16 protein-coding genes are annotated in these 19642 nt (G+C 69.3%); 5 read left to right on the top strand and 11 right to left on the bottom strand.

Features of this window, described 5'->3' with window-relative positions; translation table 11 throughout:
- Positions 1–43: 43 nt before the first annotated feature.
- The 10 genes from DVK44_RS02715 to asnB form a co-directional block, all read right to left on the bottom strand.
- Positions 44–1108, bottom strand: a complete 1065-nt coding sequence (locus DVK44_RS02715; RefSeq protein ID WP_114658148.1) for an iron-siderophore ABC transporter substrate-binding protein — start codon at positions 1106–1108, stop codon at positions 44–46.
- Positions 1105–1974 carry an ABC transporter ATP-binding protein gene (locus DVK44_RS02710; protein WP_114658147.1) on the bottom strand — a complete coding sequence of 290 codons (870 nt, stop codon included), beginning with the start codon at positions 1972–1974 and terminating at the stop codon, positions 1105–1107. The genes DVK44_RS02715 and DVK44_RS02710 overlap by 4 nt, the downstream gene beginning before the upstream one ends.
- 206 nt (positions 1975–2180) lie before the next feature.
- Entirely contained in the window at positions 2181–3008 is an 828-nt protein-coding gene (locus tag DVK44_RS02705; RefSeq protein WP_114658146.1) for a helix-turn-helix domain-containing protein, read from the bottom strand.
- A gap of 66 nt (positions 3009–3074) precedes the next feature.
- Positions 3075–3338 carry a DUF5132 domain-containing protein gene (locus DVK44_RS36240; protein ID WP_162793646.1) on the bottom strand — a complete coding sequence of 88 codons (264 nt, stop codon included), beginning with the start codon at positions 3336–3338 and terminating at the stop codon, positions 3075–3077.
- A gap of 15 nt (positions 3339–3353) precedes the next feature.
- Positions 3354–3539 carry a hypothetical protein gene (locus DVK44_RS02700; protein WP_162793644.1) on the bottom strand — a complete coding sequence of 62 codons (186 nt, stop codon included), beginning with the start codon at positions 3537–3539 and terminating at the stop codon, positions 3354–3356.
- 4 nt (positions 3540–3543) lie between these two features.
- The gene (locus tag DVK44_RS02695; protein ID WP_114658144.1) at positions 3544–3828 is read right to left on the bottom strand and encodes a DUF5132 domain-containing protein; all 285 of its coding nucleotides are present in this window, start codon (positions 3826–3828) and stop codon (positions 3544–3546) included.
- A gap of 293 nt (positions 3829–4121) precedes the next feature.
- Positions 4122–4343, bottom strand: a complete 222-nt coding sequence (locus DVK44_RS02690) for a hypothetical protein (RefSeq protein ID WP_114658143.1) — start codon at positions 4341–4343, stop codon at positions 4122–4124.
- A 55-nt stretch (positions 4344–4398) separates the two neighbouring features.
- Positions 4399–6906 carry an ABC transporter ATP-binding protein gene (locus DVK44_RS02685; RefSeq protein ID WP_114658142.1) on the bottom strand — a complete coding sequence of 836 codons (2508 nt, stop codon included), beginning with the start codon at positions 6904–6906 and terminating at the stop codon, positions 4399–4401.
- 26 nt (positions 6907–6932) lie between these two features.
- On the bottom strand, positions 6933–8228 hold the full coding sequence (locus DVK44_RS02680; RefSeq protein WP_162793642.1) for a cytochrome P450: 1296 nt from the start codon (positions 8226–8228) through the stop codon (positions 6933–6935).
- 439 nt (positions 8229–8667) lie between these two features.
- Positions 8668–10509 (bottom strand): asparagine synthase (glutamine-hydrolyzing), encoded by a 1842-nt coding sequence (gene asnB / locus DVK44_RS02675; RefSeq protein WP_114658140.1) that lies wholly within the window; start codon positions 10507–10509, stop codon positions 8668–8670.
- Positions 10510–11031: 522 nt separating this feature from the next.
- On the opposite strand from asnB, the gene DVK44_RS02670 reads away from it, so the two are divergent.
- Both DVK44_RS02670 and DVK44_RS02665 read left to right on the top strand, forming a co-directional pair.
- Complete coding sequence (locus DVK44_RS02670; RefSeq protein WP_114658139.1) at positions 11032–13500, top strand: glycoside hydrolase family 2 protein; 2469 nt, start codon at positions 11032–11034, stop codon at positions 13498–13500.
- Positions 13501–13518: 18 nt separating this feature from the next.
- Positions 13519–14556, top strand: a complete 1038-nt coding sequence (locus DVK44_RS02665) for a LacI family DNA-binding transcriptional regulator (RefSeq protein WP_114658138.1) — start codon at positions 13519–13521, stop codon at positions 14554–14556.
- Between the two features lie 13 nt (positions 14557–14569).
- On the opposite strand, the gene DVK44_RS02660 is transcribed toward DVK44_RS02665, so the two are convergent.
- Positions 14570–16180: an FAD-dependent oxidoreductase gene (locus DVK44_RS02660; RefSeq protein WP_114658137.1), complete on the bottom strand. Its 1611-nt coding sequence runs from the start codon at positions 16178–16180 to the stop codon at positions 14570–14572.
- Positions 16181–16303: 123 nt separating this feature from the next.
- On the opposite strand from DVK44_RS02660, the gene DVK44_RS02655 reads away from it, so the two are divergent.
- The 3 genes from DVK44_RS02655 (at position 16304) to DVK44_RS02645 (ending at position 19635) form a co-directional block, all read left to right on the top strand.
- Positions 16304–17338 carry a LacI family DNA-binding transcriptional regulator gene (locus tag DVK44_RS02655; protein WP_162793640.1) on the top strand — a complete coding sequence of 345 codons (1035 nt, stop codon included), beginning with the start codon at positions 16304–16306 and terminating at the stop codon, positions 17336–17338.
- A gap of 72 nt (positions 17339–17410) precedes the next feature.
- A complete protein-coding gene (locus DVK44_RS02650; RefSeq protein WP_114658135.1) occupies positions 17411–18700 on the top strand; it encodes an ABC transporter substrate-binding protein in 1290 nt (429 codons plus the stop codon).
- Positions 18701–18705: 5 nt separating this feature from the next.
- The gene (locus DVK44_RS02645; protein ID WP_228446964.1) at positions 18706–19635 is read left to right on the top strand and encodes a carbohydrate ABC transporter permease; all 930 of its coding nucleotides are present in this window, start codon (positions 18706–18708) and stop codon (positions 19633–19635) included.
- Positions 19636–19642 lie beyond the last annotated feature (7 nt).

Genomic DNA, 19642 nt, shown 5'->3' with positions numbered 1-19642 from the left:
GCCGGTGTCGGAGGTGGTGGCTTCACCTCTTGTCGCGGTGTGCTCACTTCTTGCTGGTGAGTACGTCGACGTACGCGTCGATCGCCTGCGCGCAGGAGCGCGGCCCGCCGGCGCCCCACACCCGCGCCGGGAAGGAGTGCGCGCGGCCTTCCTTCACGGCCGGGAGCGACTTCCAGATCGGGTTCTTCTGAAGCGCCTTGACATAGCCCCCGGCGCCTTCGTCGTTGGCGTAGAAGAGGTTGGCGTTGCCCACGCCGGTGAGGCCCTCGACATCGGTTTGCGCGAGACCGTAGGAGGCGTTGACGCCGCCGTTTCCGTGGGCCTTGTTGACGTCCTTCGTCCACGCGGGCTTCATACCGAGCTGTTCACCTATCTCGGTGAACAGGGCGCCCTTGGCGTACGGACGGACGGTGAGGTTGCCTCCCTGGAGCCATCCGTCGAAGAACAGGAAGTCCTTGGTCGGCAGATCCGCGTCGGCCACCTGCTTCTTCGCCGTCGCGAGGTGCTCGTCGAACTCCTTGAGCACTTGGTCGGCGCGCTCGGTGCGGCCCGTCGCCTCGCCGATCATGCTGAAGACCTGCCGCATGTTCCCGATCGGGTCGGCGGGGTACGCCCCTCGCGTGGCCATCACGGGGACGCCGCGCTTCTCCAGCTTCTTGATGGTCTCGTCGTCGGCCTTGAACGCCTCCACGACGATGAGGTCGGGCTTCGCCGCGTACAGGGTGTCGAGGTCGGGCTCCTCACGGCTGCCGATGTCCGTCACCCCGGCGGGCAGCTTCTCCGCGCTGACCCAGGTGCTGTATCCCTTCGCGTCGGAGACCGCGGTGGGGGTGACACAGAGCGTCAGCGCGTCCTCGACCTGCTGCCACTCCAGGACGGCGATCCGCTTGGCGGGCTTGTCGAGCGTCACCTGCCGGCCGACCCCGTCCTTGAAGGACACCGGCTTGTCGGAGGTCGCCGTGGTGTCATCGGCACAGCTCTTCGACGCGGGGGCCGCGCTCTCGGCGGCGGCCTCGGTCTTCTCGACACTGGTCGTGCCGCACGCCGTTGCGGCGAGGACGACAAGCCCCGCGGAGGCTGACGCGGCCAGACGACGGGCACGGTTCATGAAAGGTCCTCTTTCTTACGGTTCGTTGAAGCGGCGGACGCGCCGCCGCGGGCGGAGTGCCGCCCGAGTGGGTCGATACGCAGACGGCCCGTGCGGGGGTCCACACCGACCTCGACACGGATGTCGTAGACGGCGCCGATGTTCTCCGCGGTGAGTACGTCGATGGGGGTGCCCGCGGCGTGCACACGGCCGGCGTGCATCAGGACCAGCGTGTCCGCGACCCGGGAGGCGTGGTCGAGGTCGTGCAGCACGATCCCCACCGCGGCGCCGTGCTCCTCGACCAGGTCGCGCACCAGGTCGAGCGTCTCGATCTGATAGCGCAGGTCCAGGTGGTTCGTCGGCTCGTCCAGCAGTACGACGCCGGTGTCCTGGGCCAGACAGGCCGCGAGCCAGACACGCTGCATCTCCCCGCCGGAGAGTTCGCCGACCGGCCGCCCGGACATGTCCCGTACGCCGGTGACGCCCATGGCATGCTCGATGGCGGCGCGGTCCTCGGCGGACAGACCGGCGAAGCCGCGCCGGTAGGGGTGGCGTCCGAACGCTACGACCTCCGCCACCGTCAGCCCCTGGGGCGCGGGTCTCGACTGGGAGAACAGGGTGACCTCGCGGGCGAACTGACGGGCGCTGAGCAGCGATGCCTCGCGTTCGGGACGGCCGTCACGGGCACCCAGCGTCACCCGGCCGCCGTCCACCCGGTGCAGCCGGGAGAGCGCGCGCAGCAGCGTGGACTTCCCGCTGCCGTTGGGCCCCACCAGAGCGGTCGCGCGGCCGGGCTCCAGGGCCAGCGAGACGCCGTGGACGACCGGGGTCCCGCCGTACCGCAGCACCAGATCGTGGCCGCCGAGGGCGGAGGAGTTCGTGAACATTGACGGTTCCGGGTGACTCGAGGGAGGAGCAAAAACTAAGGTTTGCCTTGCCTAACTGGAGGAAGCTTATATTCCGCTCACCTTGTCGACAATCAGGAGTTCTGGACACCCAATACGGGATTTGGGACACGGCCGAGTGCGCCGGCGCCAGTCGCGTGCCTCAGTCGCGTGCCGTCAGTCAGCAGCGTGCCGTCAGTCGCGTGCCATCAGTCGGTCACGTCGAAGAACGCGCCCGGCGTGGTTCCCATGACCCGGCGGAAGGCGGCGATGAAGGTGCTGGGCTGCGCGTAGCCGAGGGTCTCGGAGACGGTCTGCACGTCGTGCCCCTCGGAGAGCATCGTCAGCGCCCAGTGCACCCGCAGCGCCTGCCGCCACTGCGCGAAGGACAGTCCCGTCGCGTGGCGGAACGCGCGGGTGATCGTACGGTCGCTGGTGTTCAGCGCCCGCGCCCACTCGTCCAGCGAGCGGTGGTCGGCGGGGTCGTCCAGCAGGGCTTCGGTGATCGCGTCGATCCGCGCGTCGCCGGGCAGCCGCAGCGTGAACTGGCGCTCCGACGGCTGGAGTACGTCGAACACGACCGCCTCGGCCCGCGCCCGGGCCGCCGCGTCGAGATCCGTGCGGGACAGATGGGTCAGCAACGACTCCAGCACCGGCGTCATCGCGATCGCCACCGGCTCCGTAAAGGCGAACGGAGTGCGGTCGGGGGCGAAGAACGCGTCGTGGAACCGCGCGCCCGCGGTGGCCCGGCCGCCGTGCACCACATGGGCCGGCATCCACAGCCCATGCCCCTCGGACACGGTGAAGATACGGTTCTCCACGCGGGACGTCAGCGTTCCCCCACGTACCCAGACCAGCTCGTGCAGAGGGTGCGAGTGCGGCGCCCACTCCGTGGGGGCATGCGGCACCCGTGACCCGGCGACGATCGCGAAGGGACCCCCGGCCCGCTCCGGAAGCGCCGCGGCCCGGCGCACCACGGTGCCCGTCTCGCGCCGCCATGTCCCGGGATTCGTACCATCACGAGACGATCGGACCATACGGGCGAGTCTATCCGGGGCCCGCGCCGCCGCCGGTCACGGTGCCGATTCGACTGGGCGGCGGAACTACCGCTCGGTCGCGCCGTGTGGGGTTGCGGAAGGCGTGGCCTCGGCGGTGCCCACCGGAGCCGGGGCCTCGACGGCATGCTGGGCAGCCGCCACGGCTGCCGCACCCTGCACCTCGGCACGCGCCCTGGCGCATGCCTGTTTGACACTGACGGTGAGCCCCACCGAACTCTTCACCGCGCCGCGTGCGAGGGGTTTCACGATCTTCTGTGCCAGCGGAGACACGATCACACCCACGAGGAAAGGAAGCACAACAGGTGGCACGGTGAATTCTCCTTACTACCGGAGGCCGATCATGGACAGATATGTGGGAATCTTTCCGACTGTCTTTCCGGGGACGGTGACCGACTGAAGGGTGCCATTTACCAGGTCCCGCACGATCAATGTGTAGGTCCCGCGGTCGTTGACGAGTTCGGCGGTGTACAGCACGTCCTTCGACGCGTCGTCCGCGGCCGTCGCGCTCATCACGTCAGTGGTTCGGGCCGGCGGTGCCCGACGCGGTGGCCTCGGACCGGGGCTTCACCAGCTTGGTGTCCGCGTCCGCGTCGGCCCGCAGCTGGGCGCTGATCATCTCGGCGGTCGCCTCCGCGGCGAGGTCGTGGAGCCCCTCGTTGGCCTGGTGCGCCACCTTCTTCACCTCCATCGCAAGGCCCACCGACGTCTTGACGACGCCGAACACCAGTGGCTTCGCGAGGCGCTTCGCCAACGGTGCTACGAGAAGACCGAGCAGGAAGGGAGGGACAACAGGCAGCATGATGGTGATCTCTCTCTGCGTGTGGCTGACCGGACGGCCCGCAGTTGTACAGCGAATGCCGCTCCGCATGGATAACGGCAATCGGTAAATGATCAAGCGTCGACGGGAATTCGGCTCACTTTTGCTTCTGTCGCCGTCGATCGCGTCGTGCACGGTCGACAGGGGGAACGCTAACGGCTGCGCGAACAACGCGGCCAACCATTGCGTCAAGTTCATCCGTGAAGGTGAACACCGACGACAGTTCGAGGGTTTTCGACGGGCAGCCGCGGGAATACGTTCGCGGCATTGGCGGATCAGCGGATCTCCAACTCGCCCCCCAGGCCCCGGAGACACGTACTCGTCCAATGGCGCCCCGGATGCCCCAGGGATCCATCGTGGCGGCCCCAGAGACCCGGGAGCCCCGGCGGCCCGGGGAGCCGGCGATCGTCCCACGCGGCGAAGACCGTCGGCGGCGGGTGGGCAGTGGTGTCGCCCTCGGTGGTGTCGTCCTCGACGGAGATGTTCACGGTCGCCATGGGGCGGCCTCCTGAGCGGATCGGTGAGCGGATCGGTGAGCGGGGGGCCTGTCCGTCAGCTTTCGACGGCCGGTTTCGCCGGCCGGGAAGCCGCTTTCTTGCCGGCCTTCCGAGCGGTGGTGCGCCGCGTCTGCTCTCCCGCCTGGAGCTTCCACAAGTTGGCGTACAGGCCGCCCTGTTGGACCAGCTCCTGGTGGGTGCCGCGCTCGGCGGGAACGCCACCGCTGTCGAGGACGTAGATGAGATCGGCGTCACGCACGGTGGACAGCCGGTGGGCGATCACGAGCATGGTCCGTTGGTGACCGAAGGCGTTCAGCGCGCGCTGGATCGCGGCCTCGGTCTCGTTGTCCACGGCCGAGGTGGCCTCGTCGAGGATCACGACCGGCGGGTCGCGCAGGATCGTACGGGCCAGGGAGACGCGTTGGCGTTGACCACCGGACAGGGCCGCGCCACGTTCCCCGACGGGGGTGCGGTAGCCGAGCGGGAGTGCCTGGACGAAGTCATGCGCACCGGCGATGCGCGCGGCGGCCGTCACCTGGTCGTCCGACGCGTCGAAGGCGCCGTAGCGGATGTTGTCGCCGATCGTGGTGTCGAACAGATACGGATCCTGGCCCACATAGCCGATGGTCCGGCGCAGATCCTGGAGAGACAGGTCGTTGACGTCGACGCCGTCCAGGAGGATCAGCCCGTCGTCACGGTCACGCAGGCGCAGCAGCAGCTTGGCGATCGTGCTCTTGCCCGCCCCGGTGACACCGACGATGGCGGTGGTGCGGCCGGCGGGCACCTCCAGGGAGAGGTTGCTGATCACGGGCGGCCTGCCGGGATACGAGAAGGTGACGTCGCGCAGGTCGATCCGGCCGGTGACCGGGCCGGTGAGCGGGACGGCGGGCAGCTCGTCGCGGCCGGTCGCCGGCTCGATGGGCAGCTGGTTCGTACGCTCCACGCGTCCGAAGGCGGCGAGCGCGCGCTGATACTGGTCGGTGACCGCGCCGAGCCGGGACAGCCGGTACAGGGCCAGGCCGGGCATCTCGATCAGCGGGGTGACCACGGCGGCGGACATCTGGCCGCTGAAGACCGCCATGCCGCCGAACAGCAGCACGGTCGGCAGCGCCGCCATCGCACAGGCCCGTACGATCAGACCCTGCGCCGCGGTGCCGCGGTCGGTGCGCTTGTTCGCCTCGGTGTACTGGAGGCTGAGATCGGCCAGCCGCTCGTCCTCGTGTGTCTCGGTGCACGAGGACTTGACCGTGATGGCGGCCTGGAGCGTCTCACTGATACGGCCGCTCATGCCCGTGCGCCGCTCGTTGGCCACCGCCTGTTCGTTCACCGCCCGGTCGTAGTGTCGGTACGAGAGCCATGCCATCAGCGGGATCGGCGCGAACGCGATCCAGGCGAGCTGGGGCGCCATGAAGCAGAAGACGGGCACCAGCAGGGCGATGCTGGTGGCCAACTGGACCGCTTCGTGGGGTGCGTTGCCCAGGAAGGGGCCGATCTGGCCGATGTCGTCGGACAGTACGGAGGCGATGTGATGGGTGCGCTCGTCCTCCAGGTAGGCCATCGGCAGTCGCTGCGCGTGCGCGTGGGTACGGACGCGCCAGTCGTGCTCCACCTCGTGGCCCACGTCGTGCCATGCGGCCGTCGCGCTGTAGTTCAGGGCGCTGCTCGCCAGGCACACCAGCGCGGTGGCCCCGGCGAGGAAGGCGAGTTGACCCGGGAAGGCGGTGATTCCCAGCTGGGCCAGTGTGGCGTTCCCGCCGTTGGCCAGGAGCAGCACACCCGCGGCGATGAGGACAAACACCGCTGCCTCGACGATCTGCCCGATGGTCGAGAGCAGACAGGCCCATGCGGCCATGCGTCTGTGCGGGCCGAGCATCCGCAATAGGGGATGCCTGCCCGTGCTCTCGTCCGCTGCCTCGTGCACGTCGGTGTGTGGTGTGTCCTGAGCGGTGGAACGTCCCGAGGCGCGTTTGACAACCGCCGCGGTCGCCGTCAGGGCCACGCCGAGGCCGACGAGCGGTCGAGTGAGCAACTTCCGGCAGAGCCACGCACAGCCGACGGCGATCGCGCCGACCGCGCCCCTGACGAGCGGCCCCGGGGATGAGGTGCGGGGACCGGGCGCGGTGGTGCGGTCGGGGGCACCGTCCTTCTCCGACGACGGCAGGGCGGCCGGCGCGGGGGCGGTCTCCGCCCGTCCGGGCGCGGCCGGCGTACTCGTACCGGGACCGGAGGTGTGTTCGCGCCTCCGCCCCGCACCGCTGCCGTGCGCGGCGAAGACCGCTCGCCCCACGGCTTCTCCGAGCACCGTCGCCACCTGGGCCGACGGGATGGCCGGGTCGTGTACGACCAGGACCCGGCCGGTGACGGGATTGGCCCGGGCCCGCTGGATACCCGTGCCCGCCAGCAGCAGTTCCTCCAGCAGCCGTGCCACCGCGGGATCGCGGCCCACCACGTCGACATGCCAGCGCTGCCGGCCGGGGATCACCGAAAGGGGCCGTAGCCGGGCGGCTTCGGGGGCGGGGGGCCGCGGGGCCGTGGGGCGCTGTTCTTCGAGAAGCAAGCTCATATGTGATTCGCCCTTGAGGTACAGGCTCAGGCGCCCGGAGCGCGGCGGGTGAGTTGGAGACGGATCCCGGTCGGCTGGAGCACGGAGCGGAAGGCCGGTGCGGTGGCCGGGGTGGTGACGGTGAGGTGGTGATCGGTGGCGATACGGGCCGCGGTCAGCGTCAGCAGGACCTCGCCCAGATGCAGGCCGACACAGACCCGGGGCCCGGCACCGAAGGGCAGATAGGCGTAGCGGTGCCGCTCGGTGTGCGGGGACGTCCAGCGGTCCGGGGTGAACCGGTGGGGATCGGGCCAGTAACGAGGGTCGCGGTGGATCAGATACGGGCTGACGAAGAGGGTCGTACCGGCGGGGACGGTGCACCGCTCGCTGACCGCGGTCGGCGCGGTCGTCTCGCGGGCCAGCAGCCAGGCGGGCGGGTGAGTGCGCATCGATTCCCGGACGAACGCCCGGGTGTACGACAGCTCCTCACCGGATGCCCGGCAGGCGATGGCCTCGTCGCGGATACGTGCCATGTCGTCGGGACGGGCGGCCAGGTCGTGCAGCAGCCAGCTCCAGGCGCCGGCCGTGGCGGGCAGTCCCTTCGACAGCGCGTTGCCCAGGACATGGACCGCCTGATCAGTGGGAACGGAGGCGGTGCGCAGCAGGTCCGACAAGGTCGGGCTGTCGCTCGGCACTTGGTCGTCGGGGCGCTGAGCGGTGATCAGCGCGCGCAGCTCGGCGTGGACCCGGCGGCGAGCGGTGAGCACCCGCCGTCGCATCGAGCTGGGCCACCAGCGGGGCAGATGCACGCCGGCGTCGGCCAGTACAAGGGCAGCCCTGATGGAGTCCCGCAGCGCGGATACCACCGCGGGCGCGGGGCCGGGGAGATACATCGGCAGGAAGGCGCGCAGACAGGTTTCGTGCGTCACCGCCATCGGGTCGAACGGCCCGCCTCCGGCGAGCGATTCCAGGCCGGTGCTCACGGCCTGCTCCAGCCGTGGCAGCTGGCCCCGGACGGCCTGGGGTGTGAGAACCCGGCCGATCAGCTTGCGCGTCCCCATCCACTCCCGGGTCTCCTCGGCGGTGGGGAAGCGCCCTTCGAGCCGGTCCGGGCCGATCACCGACTCACGGTCGGTGGCCACCAGGATCTGGTGCGCCATGTCGGGATCACCGACCACCACCAGGTTCTTGTCGAGGGTGAAGGTGTCCCCCCACCGCTCCTGGCTCGCGGAGAGGAATCCGGCCGGGTCGGCGTCATAGGCACGGCGCCATCCGCGGCGATCCGCTCCGACAGGTCCGGGTAGCGTCAGTGCGTCAGCCAGTGCGTCAGGTGAGGTCGCCATGATGTGCCTTCCATGAAAAGGCTGGGGAGGAGCACGAGTGCGCATGCCCCTCCCCAGCCGGCATTCGGATTCGTTACAGCGCCCAGATGTACATCTCGTAACGGCCGGACAGCGTACGGCTCTGGATGCCGAGCGCGCCTCGAATCTTCGCGATCATCGCGGTCACCTGTTTCTGTTATGTCCGATGCCCCGCCGCTGGTGCGCCGGGTTACTGATGGACTTGGGTACCGGTCCGCTGACACTGTGGCGTATCGCGCCGATTCGTTCCACGTACGGAGCAATATTCCTACAGTTACGGGAGAGGCTGTTGTGGCTGGTCAGAGTGGGTTGACGGGGCCATTTTCACCCGTGTGGATCTCGCCCATTCGGAGTAATTAGTCATTTCATCGCAGTGGAGCTGACCGAGGGTCAGTGGGGCCCGGACACGCGAGATCCACCGTCAGGAGAGCGTCAGGGTCGGCTGGTACATGTCCATCCAGAGGGCCAGGTCCAGCGTGCGGTCCAGCCCGCACCGGGCCGACAGGCTGATCCGCCGCGTATCGGTCTTGACGACGCGCTCCGCCCAGTCCCTGCTGACGAGGTCGAAGACCTGGTGGGAGGGCTTGGCGAGAATGTCCTGCACATGCCGCTTGAGCGCCTCGGTGTAGCCGAGGTCCTGGGTGGACGGGTAGGGGCTCTTGACCCGGTCGTACACGGAGCGGGGGAGAACATCCGCGGTGGCCTCGCGCAGCAGGCTCTTCTCGCGGCCGTCGAAGGACTTCATCGACCAGGGGGTGTTGTAGACGTACTCCACGAGCCGGTGGTCGCAGAAGGGGACGCGTACCTCCAGGCCCACCGCCATGCTCACGCGGTCCTTGCGGTCCAGCAGGGTGCGGACGAAGCGGGTCAGGTGCAGATAGCACATCCTCCGCATCGTGAACTCGAAGTCGCTCTCGCCGTCGAGGCGTTGGAGACCGGAGACGGCGGACCGGTAGCTGTCGCGTACGAAGCGGTCCAGATCGAGGGCGCGGACGGCGTCCGCGGTGAGGATGTCGCCGTCGTCGCCGGCCTGTTCGGCGAACTTCATCAGCCAGGGGAAGGTGTCGGCCTCGCGCGCCCGGGGGTCGAAGAACTGCCGGTAGCCGCCGAAGACCTCATCGGCCGACTCGCCGGAGAGGACGACCGTCGAGTGCTGCCGTACGCCCTTGAACAGCATGTACAGCGAGGGGTCCAGGTCGACCAGGCCCATGGGGATGTCCCGCGCGCGGATCGTCTGTGAGCGCACCTCGGGGTCCGCGAACCGACCGGAGTCGAGAACGATGTCGTGGTGGTTGGTGCCGGCGGCGCGTGCCATGTCCCGCGCGAAGGGGGTGTCGGGGGTGCCGCGCAGTTCGCTGGCGGTGAAGTTGTCGGTCTGGCCGACGAAGTCGACGGTGAAGCTGCGGAGGGTCTCGCCCGCCTCGCCCAGCTGCCGCGCGGCGAGCGCGGTGATGACCGAGGAGTCCAGACCGCCGGAGAGCAGGGTGGAGCGCGGTACGTCGGCGACCAGCTGGCGGCGCACGATGTCGTCGAGGAGAGCGCGTACCTGTGCGACGGACTCGTCCTGGCTGTCGGTGTGCGGGCGGGTCTCCAGCGTCCAGTACGTGTGTGTACGGAGGCCGTTGGGGTCGACGGTGACAACGGTGCCCGGCTCGACCTCGCGCATGCCCTCCCAGACGGCCTGTCCGGGGGTCTTGACGAAGGCGAACAGCTCCCGCAGGCCGTCGAGGGCGACTTCGCGGCGGGCGAGGGGGTTGGCGAGGATCGCCTTGGGCTCCGAGCCGAAGAGCACCCCGTCGTCGGTGGGGTAGTAGTACAGCGGCTTGATGCCCATCCGGTCGCGGATCATCACGAGCTTGCGCTCGCGCCCGTCCCAGACGGCAAACGCGTACATGCCGTTGAGGCGTCCGGCCACCGCCGGGCCCCACTCCTGGTAGCCGTGGAGCACGACCTCGGTGTCGGAGCCGGTGGTGAAGCGGTGGCCGCGGCCCGCGAGTTCCTCGCGCAGCTCTTCGAAGTTGTAGGTCTCGCCCGAGTAGACGAGGGTGAGCGGGCCGTCCGGGGTGTCCAGCGTCATCGGCTGCCGGCCGCCGGGCAGGTCGATGACCGCCAGCCGCCGGTGGCCGAGTGCGACGGGCCCGGACGTCCAGGTACCGCGGTCGTCCGGACCCCGGTAGGCCATCGTCTCGGTCATGTCGTCGATGGTCTCCTGCTCAGAGGAGAGGTTCCTGCTGTACGAGACCCATCCGGTAATTCCGCACATGCTGTGTCTCCGCCACTTGTGTCGAGCCATAAAAAAGGGCTGGGGAGGAGCATGAGTGCACATGCCCCTCCCCAGTCATCACTCGGCTCCGATTAAAGGGCCCAGGTGTACATCTCGTAGCGGCCGGCCAGCGTACGGCTCTGCATGCCGAGCGCGCCTCGAATCTTCGCGATCATTTGAGTTACCTACTTCTTTGTTATGTGTGATGACCCCGCCGCTGATGCGCCGGGTTCACTGCTGGACTCGGGTACCCGTCCGATGCCACTTTGGCGTACGGCTGCCATTTGTTGCACGTACGGAGCAATATTCCCACCGGTGCGGGTGAGGCCGTATGTGCTGATCAGAGTGGGTTGGCAGCGCCATTTTCACCCGGGTGGATCTCGCCCATTCGGAGTAATTAGTCATTTCTTCATACTCAAAGGGGAGCCGACGGGCGCATGCCTGATGCGGCAGGGGCCTGTCCCGAACTTAAGCGCTTAGGCTACGCTGGGCCGCCACGTGACTCGGCGAGGAGAAGTCCGCATGCGCACGACGTTGGACCTGGCAGGACGTTGGACATGGACAGTCGTCACCGACGGCCGGACTCCGGTGCCGGAAGCGGCCGTTCCGCTCGTCGGCCGGGCCATCGAGGCGCGGGTTCCGGGGGCGGTCCACCTCGATCTGCTGGCGGCGGACCTCATCCCCGACCCCTTCGTCGACCGGAACGAGGACGAGGTCGCGTGGGTGTCGAGATGCGACTGGGCCCTCAGCCGCACCTTCACCGCCGACCTCGGCGCGGAGCGCATCGACCTCGTCCTCGACGGTGTCGACACCGTCGCGTCCGTCGAGGTCAACGGGCGGACGGTCGGAAGCACCCGGAACATGCACCGTTCCTTCCGGTTCGACATCACGGCGGTCGCGGCCGGGACGAATAGCGTCGACGTCCGGTTCACCTCCCCGTACACCGAGGTGGAGCAGTGGGAACACACGCTCGGAGCACGGCCCAGCGCCTACCCGCAGCCCTTCGCGTTCATCAGGAAGATGGCGAGCGGTTTCGGCTGGGACTGGGGACCGACTCTCCCGGGGTGCGGACTGTGGCGTGACGTCAGGGTGGAGACCTGGAGCACGGCGCGGATCGCCGCGGTCCGCCCCCTGGTCGACGTGTTCGAGGACACCGGCATCCTCGCCGCCCACATCGACATCGAGCGAACCGCCTCGGGCGCCGCGCTCCCGTTGCAGCTGGAGGTCGAGATCGCCGGGCAGGCCGTCCACGCCGAGGTCCCTCCGGGCGAGGACTCCGCGACCGTCGTCGTGGCCGTTCCCGGCGTACGGCGGTGGTACCCGCGAGGACTCGGCGAACCACACCTGTATCCGGTCGCGGTCTCGCTCCGGTCCGGGAAGGAGCGGCTCGACGAGCACCGCACACGGGTCGGCTTCCGTACGGTCACGGTCGACCGGGAACCCGACGCCGAGGGCACCCCGTTCGTCGTGACGGTGAACGAACGCCCGCTGTTCGTCAAGGGCGTGAACTGGATCCCCGAGAGCGTCTTCCCCGGGGAGGTCACCGACGACCGCGTCCGGACCCGGCTGGAACAGGCCGCCGACGCGCATGTGAACCTCGTCCGCGTATGGGGCGGAGGGGTCTACGAGAGCGAGGCGTTCTACACGGCGTGCGACGAACTCGGCCTGCTCGTGTGGCAGGACTTCCTCTTCGCGTGCGCCGCCTACCCCGAGGAGGAGCCGATCCGCTCCGAGGTGCTCGCCGAGGCCCGCGAGAACATCGTGCGGCTCAGCTCTCATGCCAGCCTCGCCGTCTGGAACGGGAACAACGAGAACCTCTGGATGCGCCTCGACAAGGACTGGGCGGCGCAGCCAGGAGGCGCGCTCACCTGGGGCGAGCGGTACTACCTCGAATGGCTTCCGGACCTCGTCCGTGAACTCGACCCCACCCGCCCCTACACGGAGGGGAGCCCCTGGTCGGGCAGTTGGGCGTACGAGCCGAACGACACCGACCACCAGACGTTCCACTCCTGGGACGCCTGGAACGAGGACGACTACGCGGTCTACCGGGACAGCTCTCCGCGCTTCGTCTCCGAGTTCGGCTGGCAGGGCGCCGCGGCCTGGCGAACACTCCGGGACGCGGTCACGGACCCCGAACTGCGCGTCGACGCCGAGAACGTACGCCACCATCAGAAGGCCATCGACGGACACACGAAGATCGCGCGCAACCTCGCCCGGCACCTCCCGCCGACGGAGGACTTCGACCGGTGGCACCTCCAGACGCAGTGGATGCAGGTCGAGGCGGTCCGTACCGGTGTGCTGCACTGGCGCGCGGGCTGGCCGCGGACCGCGGGCACCATCGTGTGGCAGCTCAACGACCTCTGGCCCGTCACCTCGTGGTCCGCGATCGACAGCGCCGGCCGCCTCAAGCCGCTCTACTTCGCCCTGCGCGACATCTACGCGCCGCGGGTCGTGACCGTCGAGCCGGGTGACGGCGGACTGGAGCTCTGCGTCATCAACGACGACGACGAGGCGTGGGACACGACCGCGCACCTCGTCCGGCGGCGTCTCGACGGCGAGCCCGTCGCGGAGCGGTCGTACGCGCTCTCCGTTCCGCCGCGTTCGGTGACCCGCATGGCGCTGCCGTCGGCCGTCGCCGAGCCGTCGGATCCCGGTGCTGAGTTCCTCCTCGCGACGGTCGACGGCGAGCGGGCCTTTTGGCACTTCGCCGCGCCGAGGGACGCGCGGCTCGGCGGAACGCCGCTGGAGGTCACGGTCACCGCCGTCACCGGTGGGCTGGACATCGGTGTGCACTCACGTCACCTCGCGCGCGACGTACTCGTCCAGCCGGACCGGATCCATCCCGGGGCGACGGTCGACCGCGGCTTCACCACCGTGCTGCCGGGGGAGACGGAGGTCTTCCGGGTCCGCGCGCCGGAGCCGCTCGACGCCGCCTCGGCGCGCGCGGCGTTCGTCGTCGCCTCGCTGAGGGATACGATCGACTCCGAATGACGGGAGCTGGCATCGGTGATGACGAGTGCTCCGCAGCCCCGGCGGGTCACCATCGCGGACGTCGCACGGGAGGCGCGGACGTCGACCGCGAGCGTCTCCTACGCGCTGAACGGCCGCTCCGGTGTGTCCTCGGCCACCCGCGAACGGGTTCTGGAGGTGGCGGCCCGGCTCGGCTGGTCGCCGGCGAGCGCCGCCCGCACGCTGGCGGGCGCGGGCGCGGAGACGATCGGTCTGGTGCTCGCCAAGGACCCTCGTGATCTCTCCGTCGAGCCGTTCTACATGCAGTTCATCGCCGGTGTGGAGACGACGCTCGCGTCCCGCTCGATGGGGCTCCTGCTGGAGGTCGTGCCCGACACGGACGCCGAGGCCGAGGCGATCCGGCGCTGGCACAGATCGCGCCGGGTCGACGGCGTCCTGCTCACCGATCTGGTCCCGGACGATCCGCGGATCTCCGTCGTGTCGGAGGGCGCCATCCCCGCGGTCGTCGTCGGCGACCCGAGCGTCGCGGCCGGACTGACGACGGTGTGGACGGACGACGCCGAGGCGACACGGCGGGCGGTCGGGCATCTCGCGGCCCTCGGCCACCGGCGCGTCACCCGGGTCGCGGGTCCCCGCCGTTACGCGTACACGGCCATCCGCGACGACGCGTTCGAGCACGCCGCGCGCGCCGCGGGCCTCGCACACGACATCGTACGTACCGATCTCTCACCGGATTCCGGTGCGGCGGCGGCGCGCGCCGTGCTGTCGTCGCCCCGGGCGCCGACGGGTCTGCTGTTCGACAACGACGTCATGGCGGTCGTGGCGCTGACCACCGCGCACGAACTGGGGCTCTCGGTCCCGGGCGATGTCTCCATCATCGCGTGGGACGACTCGCTGCTCTGCCGCCTCGTGACGCCCGGACTGACGGCGCTCGGCCATGACATCGTCGCCCTCGGCGCCCATGCCGCGCGCCGGCTGCTCGATGTCATCGACGGCGCGGACCCGTCCACCCATCAGGACGCGACCCCGGCGTTGCGGGTCAGAGCCTCGACCGGACGGGCGCCGGCCGAGGTCTGACCCGCGCGGCGCGCTACCAGCGGAGCGCGGGATCCCACCGCAGCTGTACGCCGCCGCGTTCGAGGTCGCGCTGGAAGTCGTCGAGCCGGCGCGCGTCGGAGCGCACCGCGGACGGCTCCAGGCCGTGTTCGAGGCAGTACGAGGCGAGGGCTCCAACGGCCTCGCCGATGGACCACTCGACGGGCTGCAACCGGTAGCTGCCGTTCGAGATGTGCGTGGTGCCGATGTTCTTCGCGGCGGGCAGCAGGTTCCGTACGCGCCGGGGCAGAAGGGCGCCGAGCGGGATCTCGAACGGCTCCGGCAGGCCGCCGCCGCCCGCGCTGCCCCCGGTCGTGGAGTGCCGGTCGATCCAGTAGTAGTGACCGACGCCCACCGTGTCGGGATAGCGCTCGGCGCCCCGGCCGTCGCGGAAGTCCCGGTCGAAGTCCTGCTCCAGGATCGTCCGTTCCGCCCGGATACGGCGTGACTCCCGGAAGTACGGCATCATCGCGAAACCGTCCGGCGTCCCCGTGACGCGCGGCACGGTGCGGAGTCCGGGCCAGCCGGCGCCGCCGTCGGGGCGCGGCGCCTCCGTCTGGAGCCAGTAGAGCAGCGAGCGGCTCAGCGCCTTCGACCGGTCCCAGTGGACCGCCGCGTCGTCGCCGCCGAACAACGTACCGCCGACGTAGTCGTTCATCGGCCAGTTCACGATGACTATGTCGCTCTCGTACGCGCCGTCCTCGAACTGGCGCCGCGCCGCGACGCGTCGGTAGTTCCACAGCTCGGGGGCCTTGCCCATGTTGCGGTGGTCCACGTCGATGGCGAACGGGTCGTCGTCGTCGTTCACGCGCAGGGTGTACTCCCTGGCGATCGATCCGTCGTGGGCGGCGCGGCGGAACCCGAGCATCTTCTCGCCGTCGAGCTGCGGCGGGCGCCAGTCGCGGAAGAAGCCGTAGTCGTCGGGCCGGTCGATGGTGTGGTCCTGGCCGGCGAGGTGCTCGATCGCGAAGCACCACGTGACGCTCTGCATGTCGAGGGGATCGCCGGTCTCCGGTGCGCCGGGCTCGCCGGTCTCGCCGCGGGACTCGCGGCCGGTGACGAACTCGACTCCGCCGAGTTCCAGGAGGTCGCCCAGTTCGGTGGCGTCCAGCACGAACGGCGCGGCGAGGTCGTGCTCGACTCCCTCGCGGTCGCGCACCGTCACCGCGGTGACGCGGTCGCCGTCGGTGTGGACGGCGGCGGGCGAGGTCTCCAGCAGGAGCGTGAGCCGTCCGGACGCCTCGTACGGGCGCAGCATGCCGTGGATCACCGCGAGGATGGCCTTGGGCTCGACGCTGAGCGGGCTGACCCATGCCGCGCCGGGGTTGAGGTGCTCGTGGGCTCGCGCGGCCGCGGTGAGCGGGTAGTAGGTGCGGTAGTGCTCGCGTACCAGCTCGCGGAACTGGGCGTAGCTGCGGTTGCGGCCGGTGGTCTCGATGCGCCGGTGCTCGTCGCTGGGCACCAGCTGAGCCGTCAGCTGTCCGCCCAGCCATGGTGTCTGCTCGGTCATGATCACTGATCTGCCGCGGCGCAGAGCCGCGAGCGCGGCGGAGACGCCGCCGACGCCACCACCGACGATGAGAAGGTCGGCCTGCTGTCGTGTCACGGGAGAACCCCTTTCTTTCCCGAGAACTCTCGATAAGTTTCTCGATCATACTTAAGCAAAATCTCTCTGGGTGACGTCGTTCGCCGTAGACTTCCAGAACTCAAAGTGATCGAAGGGATACTCATGCGCGAGAAGGAGCGTCGACCGTCGCTCGCCGAGGTGGCGGGCGAGGCGGGTGTTTCGGTCTCCACCGTCTCGAAGGTCGTGAACGGGGCGCCGGACGTCGCCGCCGACACCCGGGTGCGGGTGGAGTCCGTGCTGCGCGACAAGCAGTACCTGTCGCCGAAGCAGCGCTCCCGGCGCGATCTGGCGACGGTGGTGGTGGTGCTCGCGAGTTCGAGCATGTCGTCGCCGCTGACCGTGGAGATTCTGCGCGGTGCCATGCGCGCGGCCCACGAGACAGGGCTTGAGCTGGTCCTTCTCGATCTTCCCGACGGGGTGCCGGCCGCGGGGTGGATCGAGCGGACGAAGCGGAACGGGCCGGTGGCCGTGATCGCGGTGAAGTCCCGGCTGAGGACGGAGGAGCGGGCGAAGCTCGCGAAGAACGGAGTGCCGCTCGTCGAGGTCGACACCTACCGGTTGCCCGACAGCGACTCGTACTCTGTCGGCGCGACGAACTTCGCCGGCGGTATGGCGGCCACCCAGCATCTGCTGTCGCTCGGGCACACGCGTATCGGCTTCCTCGGTGGTGTGTCCGACACACAGGCGTCGATCGCGCGCAAGCACGGGCATCTGGCCGCGCTCGCCTCCGCGGGCATCCAGCCCGGCGACGGCATTGTCGAGGAGGGCGACTTCACGTACGAATCGGGGCTGCTGGCCGCGGAGTCCCTCCTGGAGCGGCCGGGCCGCGTCACGGCGATCTTCGCGGCGAGCGACGCCCAGGCGGCCGGGGTGCTGGAGGCGGCGCGGCGGGCCGGTATCTCCGTCCCGCGCGACCTCAGCGTCATCGGGTTCGACGATCAGCCCGTCGCGCGGATGACGGCGCCGCGGCTGACGACCATCCGACAGCCGTCGGAGGCGATGGGCTCGTACGCCGTGGACGTCGCGCACAAGCTGCTCCTCGGGGGAGCGCCGCCCGTCTTCCACACCGATCTGGCGACAGAGCTGATCGTTCGCGACTCGACAACGGTTCCGCAAGTTCTCGAAAATATGGCTTGATTTTCTCGGTAGCGCTGGTACTTTACTTTCCGCGGAGCGCTACGAGGCGCGGAATGTACGAAGGAGTACTTCATGCGAGCTACCCGATCCCGAAGAGCCGCCATCGCGCTCACCGGAGTCCTGGCCCTGTTCCTCAGCGCGTGCAGCGGCGGGGACACCGGTGAGTCAGGTCCCGCCGACCTGAAGATGGCGCTCTGGTCGTCCAACAAGGATCACCTGGCACTGCTGAAGAAGGTCGGCGACGCCTATGTCGCGGAGCACGGCGACACGGTCAAGTCGATCACGTTCGAGCCCGTCACGAACCCGGACTACATCGCCGGGCTGACAACGCAGATCGCCGGCGGCGACATCCCCGACCTGGCCTGGATACCCGAGGCGAGCGGCCCCGAGTTCGTCGACGCGGGCGTCCTGCACGACGTCCGCGACACACTGAAGGGCACCGACGGCTACAAACTCGACGACATCCTCCCCGCCGCGCTCGCTCCGTGGCAGGACGACAAGGGCGGCGTCTACGCGTACCCGTTCTCCAACTCGCCCTTCGCGCTCTACGTCAACGAAGACCTCCTGAAGACCGCCGGCCAGCCCGATGTGGCAGCGCTGGTCGGGACCCCGGACTACACGTGGCAGAAGATCAGCGACATCGCCGCGGCGACGCACGGCAAGACAAAGGCCGTGGGGCTGAACATCCCGACGTTCAACCCCACGAACTGGAGCGCGGTGACCATGCTCGCCGGCGGATGGGGTGCCACTCCGTGGTCCGAGGACGGCAGCACCTGCGAGTTCGCGTCGCCGGAGATGACCGAGTACCTCACCTGGTACCAGAAGCAGATCAGCCGCGGCGCCATCCCCGCCGTCTCGGGGAACGCGGAGCCCGCGGCGTTCGCGAGCGGCGACGTGGCCTTCAGCATCGCGCAGCTCAGCCAGTCGGGCAGCCTCGACGACAGCTTCAAGTGGTCGTTCCTGCCCCTCCCGGCGGGCCCGAAGGGCTACCACCCCATCGTCGGACAGGCGGGGGTGAGCGTGCTCGAACGCGGCACCCACAAGGAGCAGGCGGCCGATTTCCTCGCCTACCTGACGAACCCCACGAACGCCGAGCTGCTCGCGCAGTTCTTCCCGCCGCCCCGTAAGTCGCTCCTCAATGTGGAGACGCTCGCCAAGGCCGCGCCGAAGCTCTCGCCCGAGGCCATCCAGTCGGCGATCATCGATGTGGTCCCCGAGGCCAAGGTGAAGTCGCAGCACCGGGTGCTCTCACAGTTCTCCGACAAGGTCCGCGCGGGCCTCGACTCGGTGTGGTCGGGAGGCGACGTGAAGGCCGCCGTCACCGGCATATGCGAACAGATCTCGCCGACGCTCAAGGGCTGAACCCAGTGACCGCACGTACCTCCGCACCGGACGGCCGAAGAGTCGTGCCGAACCCGCGCCCCCGTCCTGACCGGGACCGCTGGCTCGGCGTGGCCTTCGTCGCGCCCCAGGTCCTCGGCGTCATCGTCCTCGGCGTCGTACCCTTCCTTTTTGTCATCTGGTACAGCCTCAACGAGTGGCGGCCGCTCACCGGCGAGATGGAGTTCACCGGACTCGGCAACTACTCCCGGCTCTTCGCCGATCCGACCTTCTCCGCCTCGGTCGTCGCGAGTCTGTTCTTCAGCGCGGGCGTCCTCGTGCTGAACCTCGTGATCGCCATCAGCCTCGCCGTTCTCCTCAACCGGCGGATGAAGGGCATCACCGCGTTCCGTACGATCTTCTTCTCGCCGGTCGTGGTGTCGGTGGTCGCCTGGTCCGTGACCTGGGGCTTCCTCCTCGCCCCCAACGGAGGCATCAACGGCGCGCTCAAGGTCCTCGGCATCGACGGCCCCAGCTGGCTCGCCGACTCCTCGACCGCGCTCATCTCCCTCGTCGTCGTCCAGGTGTTCAAGGGCGTCGGCATGAACATGGTGCTCTTCCTCGCCGCTCTCCAGAGCGTCCCGGAGGAGATCCGGGAGGCCGCCCAGCTGGACGGCGCGACGCCGTGGAAATCGTTCTGGTCGATCACCGTCCCGATGATCGCGCCGACGATCCTCCTCACCGGGATCCTCACCACCATCGGCTCGCTCGAAGTCTTCGCTCCCGTACAGCTGCTCACCGACGGCGGGCCGGGAAACGCCACCAACGTCCTGCCGTTCTTCCTCTACCGCACGGCCTTCGTCAGCCAGCAGTTCGGATACGCCAGCGCCATCGGCGTGGTGCTCTTCGCCATCATCCTGGCCCTGACGATGCTCCAGTGGACCTCCCGCCGGAAGTGGGTGCACGATGAGGTCTGATCCGTCG

The organism is Streptomyces paludis, from assembly GCF_003344965.1.
Taxonomy (GTDB): Bacteria; Actinomycetota; Actinomycetes; order Streptomycetales; family Streptomycetaceae; genus Streptomyces; species Streptomyces paludis.
This window is presented reverse-complemented; position numbering and strand designations above follow the sequence as displayed.

Excerpts from the sequence above, each read along its gene's own strand:
- DVK44_RS02665 (WP_114658138.1), top strand. The coding sequence starts at position 13,519 with ATGACGAGTGCTCCGCAGCCCCGGCGGGTCACCATCGCGGACGTCGCA.
- DVK44_RS02655 (WP_162793640.1), top strand. The coding sequence starts at position 16,304 with ATGCGCGAGAAGGAGCGTCGACCGTCGCTCGCCGAGGTGGCGGGCGAG.
- DVK44_RS02680 (WP_162793642.1), bottom strand. The coding sequence starts at position 8,228 with ATGGCGACCTCACCTGACGCACTGGCTGACGCACTGACGCTACCCGGA.
- DVK44_RS02685 (WP_114658142.1), bottom strand. The coding sequence starts at position 6,906 with ATGAGCTTGCTTCTCGAAGAACAGCGCCCCACGGCCCCGCGGCCCCCC.
- DVK44_RS02650 (WP_114658135.1), top strand. The coding sequence starts at position 17,411 with ATGCGAGCTACCCGATCCCGAAGAGCCGCCATCGCGCTCACCGGAGTC.
- DVK44_RS02710 (WP_114658147.1), bottom strand. The coding sequence starts at position 1,974 with ATGTTCACGAACTCCTCCGCCCTCGGCGGCCACGATCTGGTGCTGCGG.
- DVK44_RS02670 (WP_114658139.1), top strand. The coding sequence starts at position 11,032 with ATGCGCACGACGTTGGACCTGGCAGGACGTTGGACATGGACAGTCGTC.
- DVK44_RS02705 (WP_114658146.1), bottom strand. The coding sequence starts at position 3,008 with ATGGTCCGATCGTCTCGTGATGGTACGAATCCCGGGACATGGCGGCGC.
- asnB (WP_114658140.1), bottom strand. The coding sequence starts at position 10,509 with ATGTGCGGAATTACCGGATGGGTCTCGTACAGCAGGAACCTCTCCTCT.
- DVK44_RS02690 (WP_114658143.1), bottom strand. The coding sequence starts at position 4,343 with ATGGCGACCGTGAACATCTCCGTCGAGGACGACACCACCGAGGGCGAC.
- DVK44_RS02695 (WP_114658144.1), bottom strand. The coding sequence starts at position 3,828 with ATGCTGCCTGTTGTCCCTCCCTTCCTGCTCGGTCTTCTCGTAGCACCG.
- DVK44_RS02700 (WP_162793644.1), bottom strand. The coding sequence starts at position 3,539 with ATGAGCGCGACGGCCGCGGACGACGCGTCGAAGGACGTGCTGTACACC.
- DVK44_RS02715 (WP_114658148.1), bottom strand. The coding sequence starts at position 1,108 with ATGAACCGTGCCCGTCGTCTGGCCGCGTCAGCCTCCGCGGGGCTTGTC.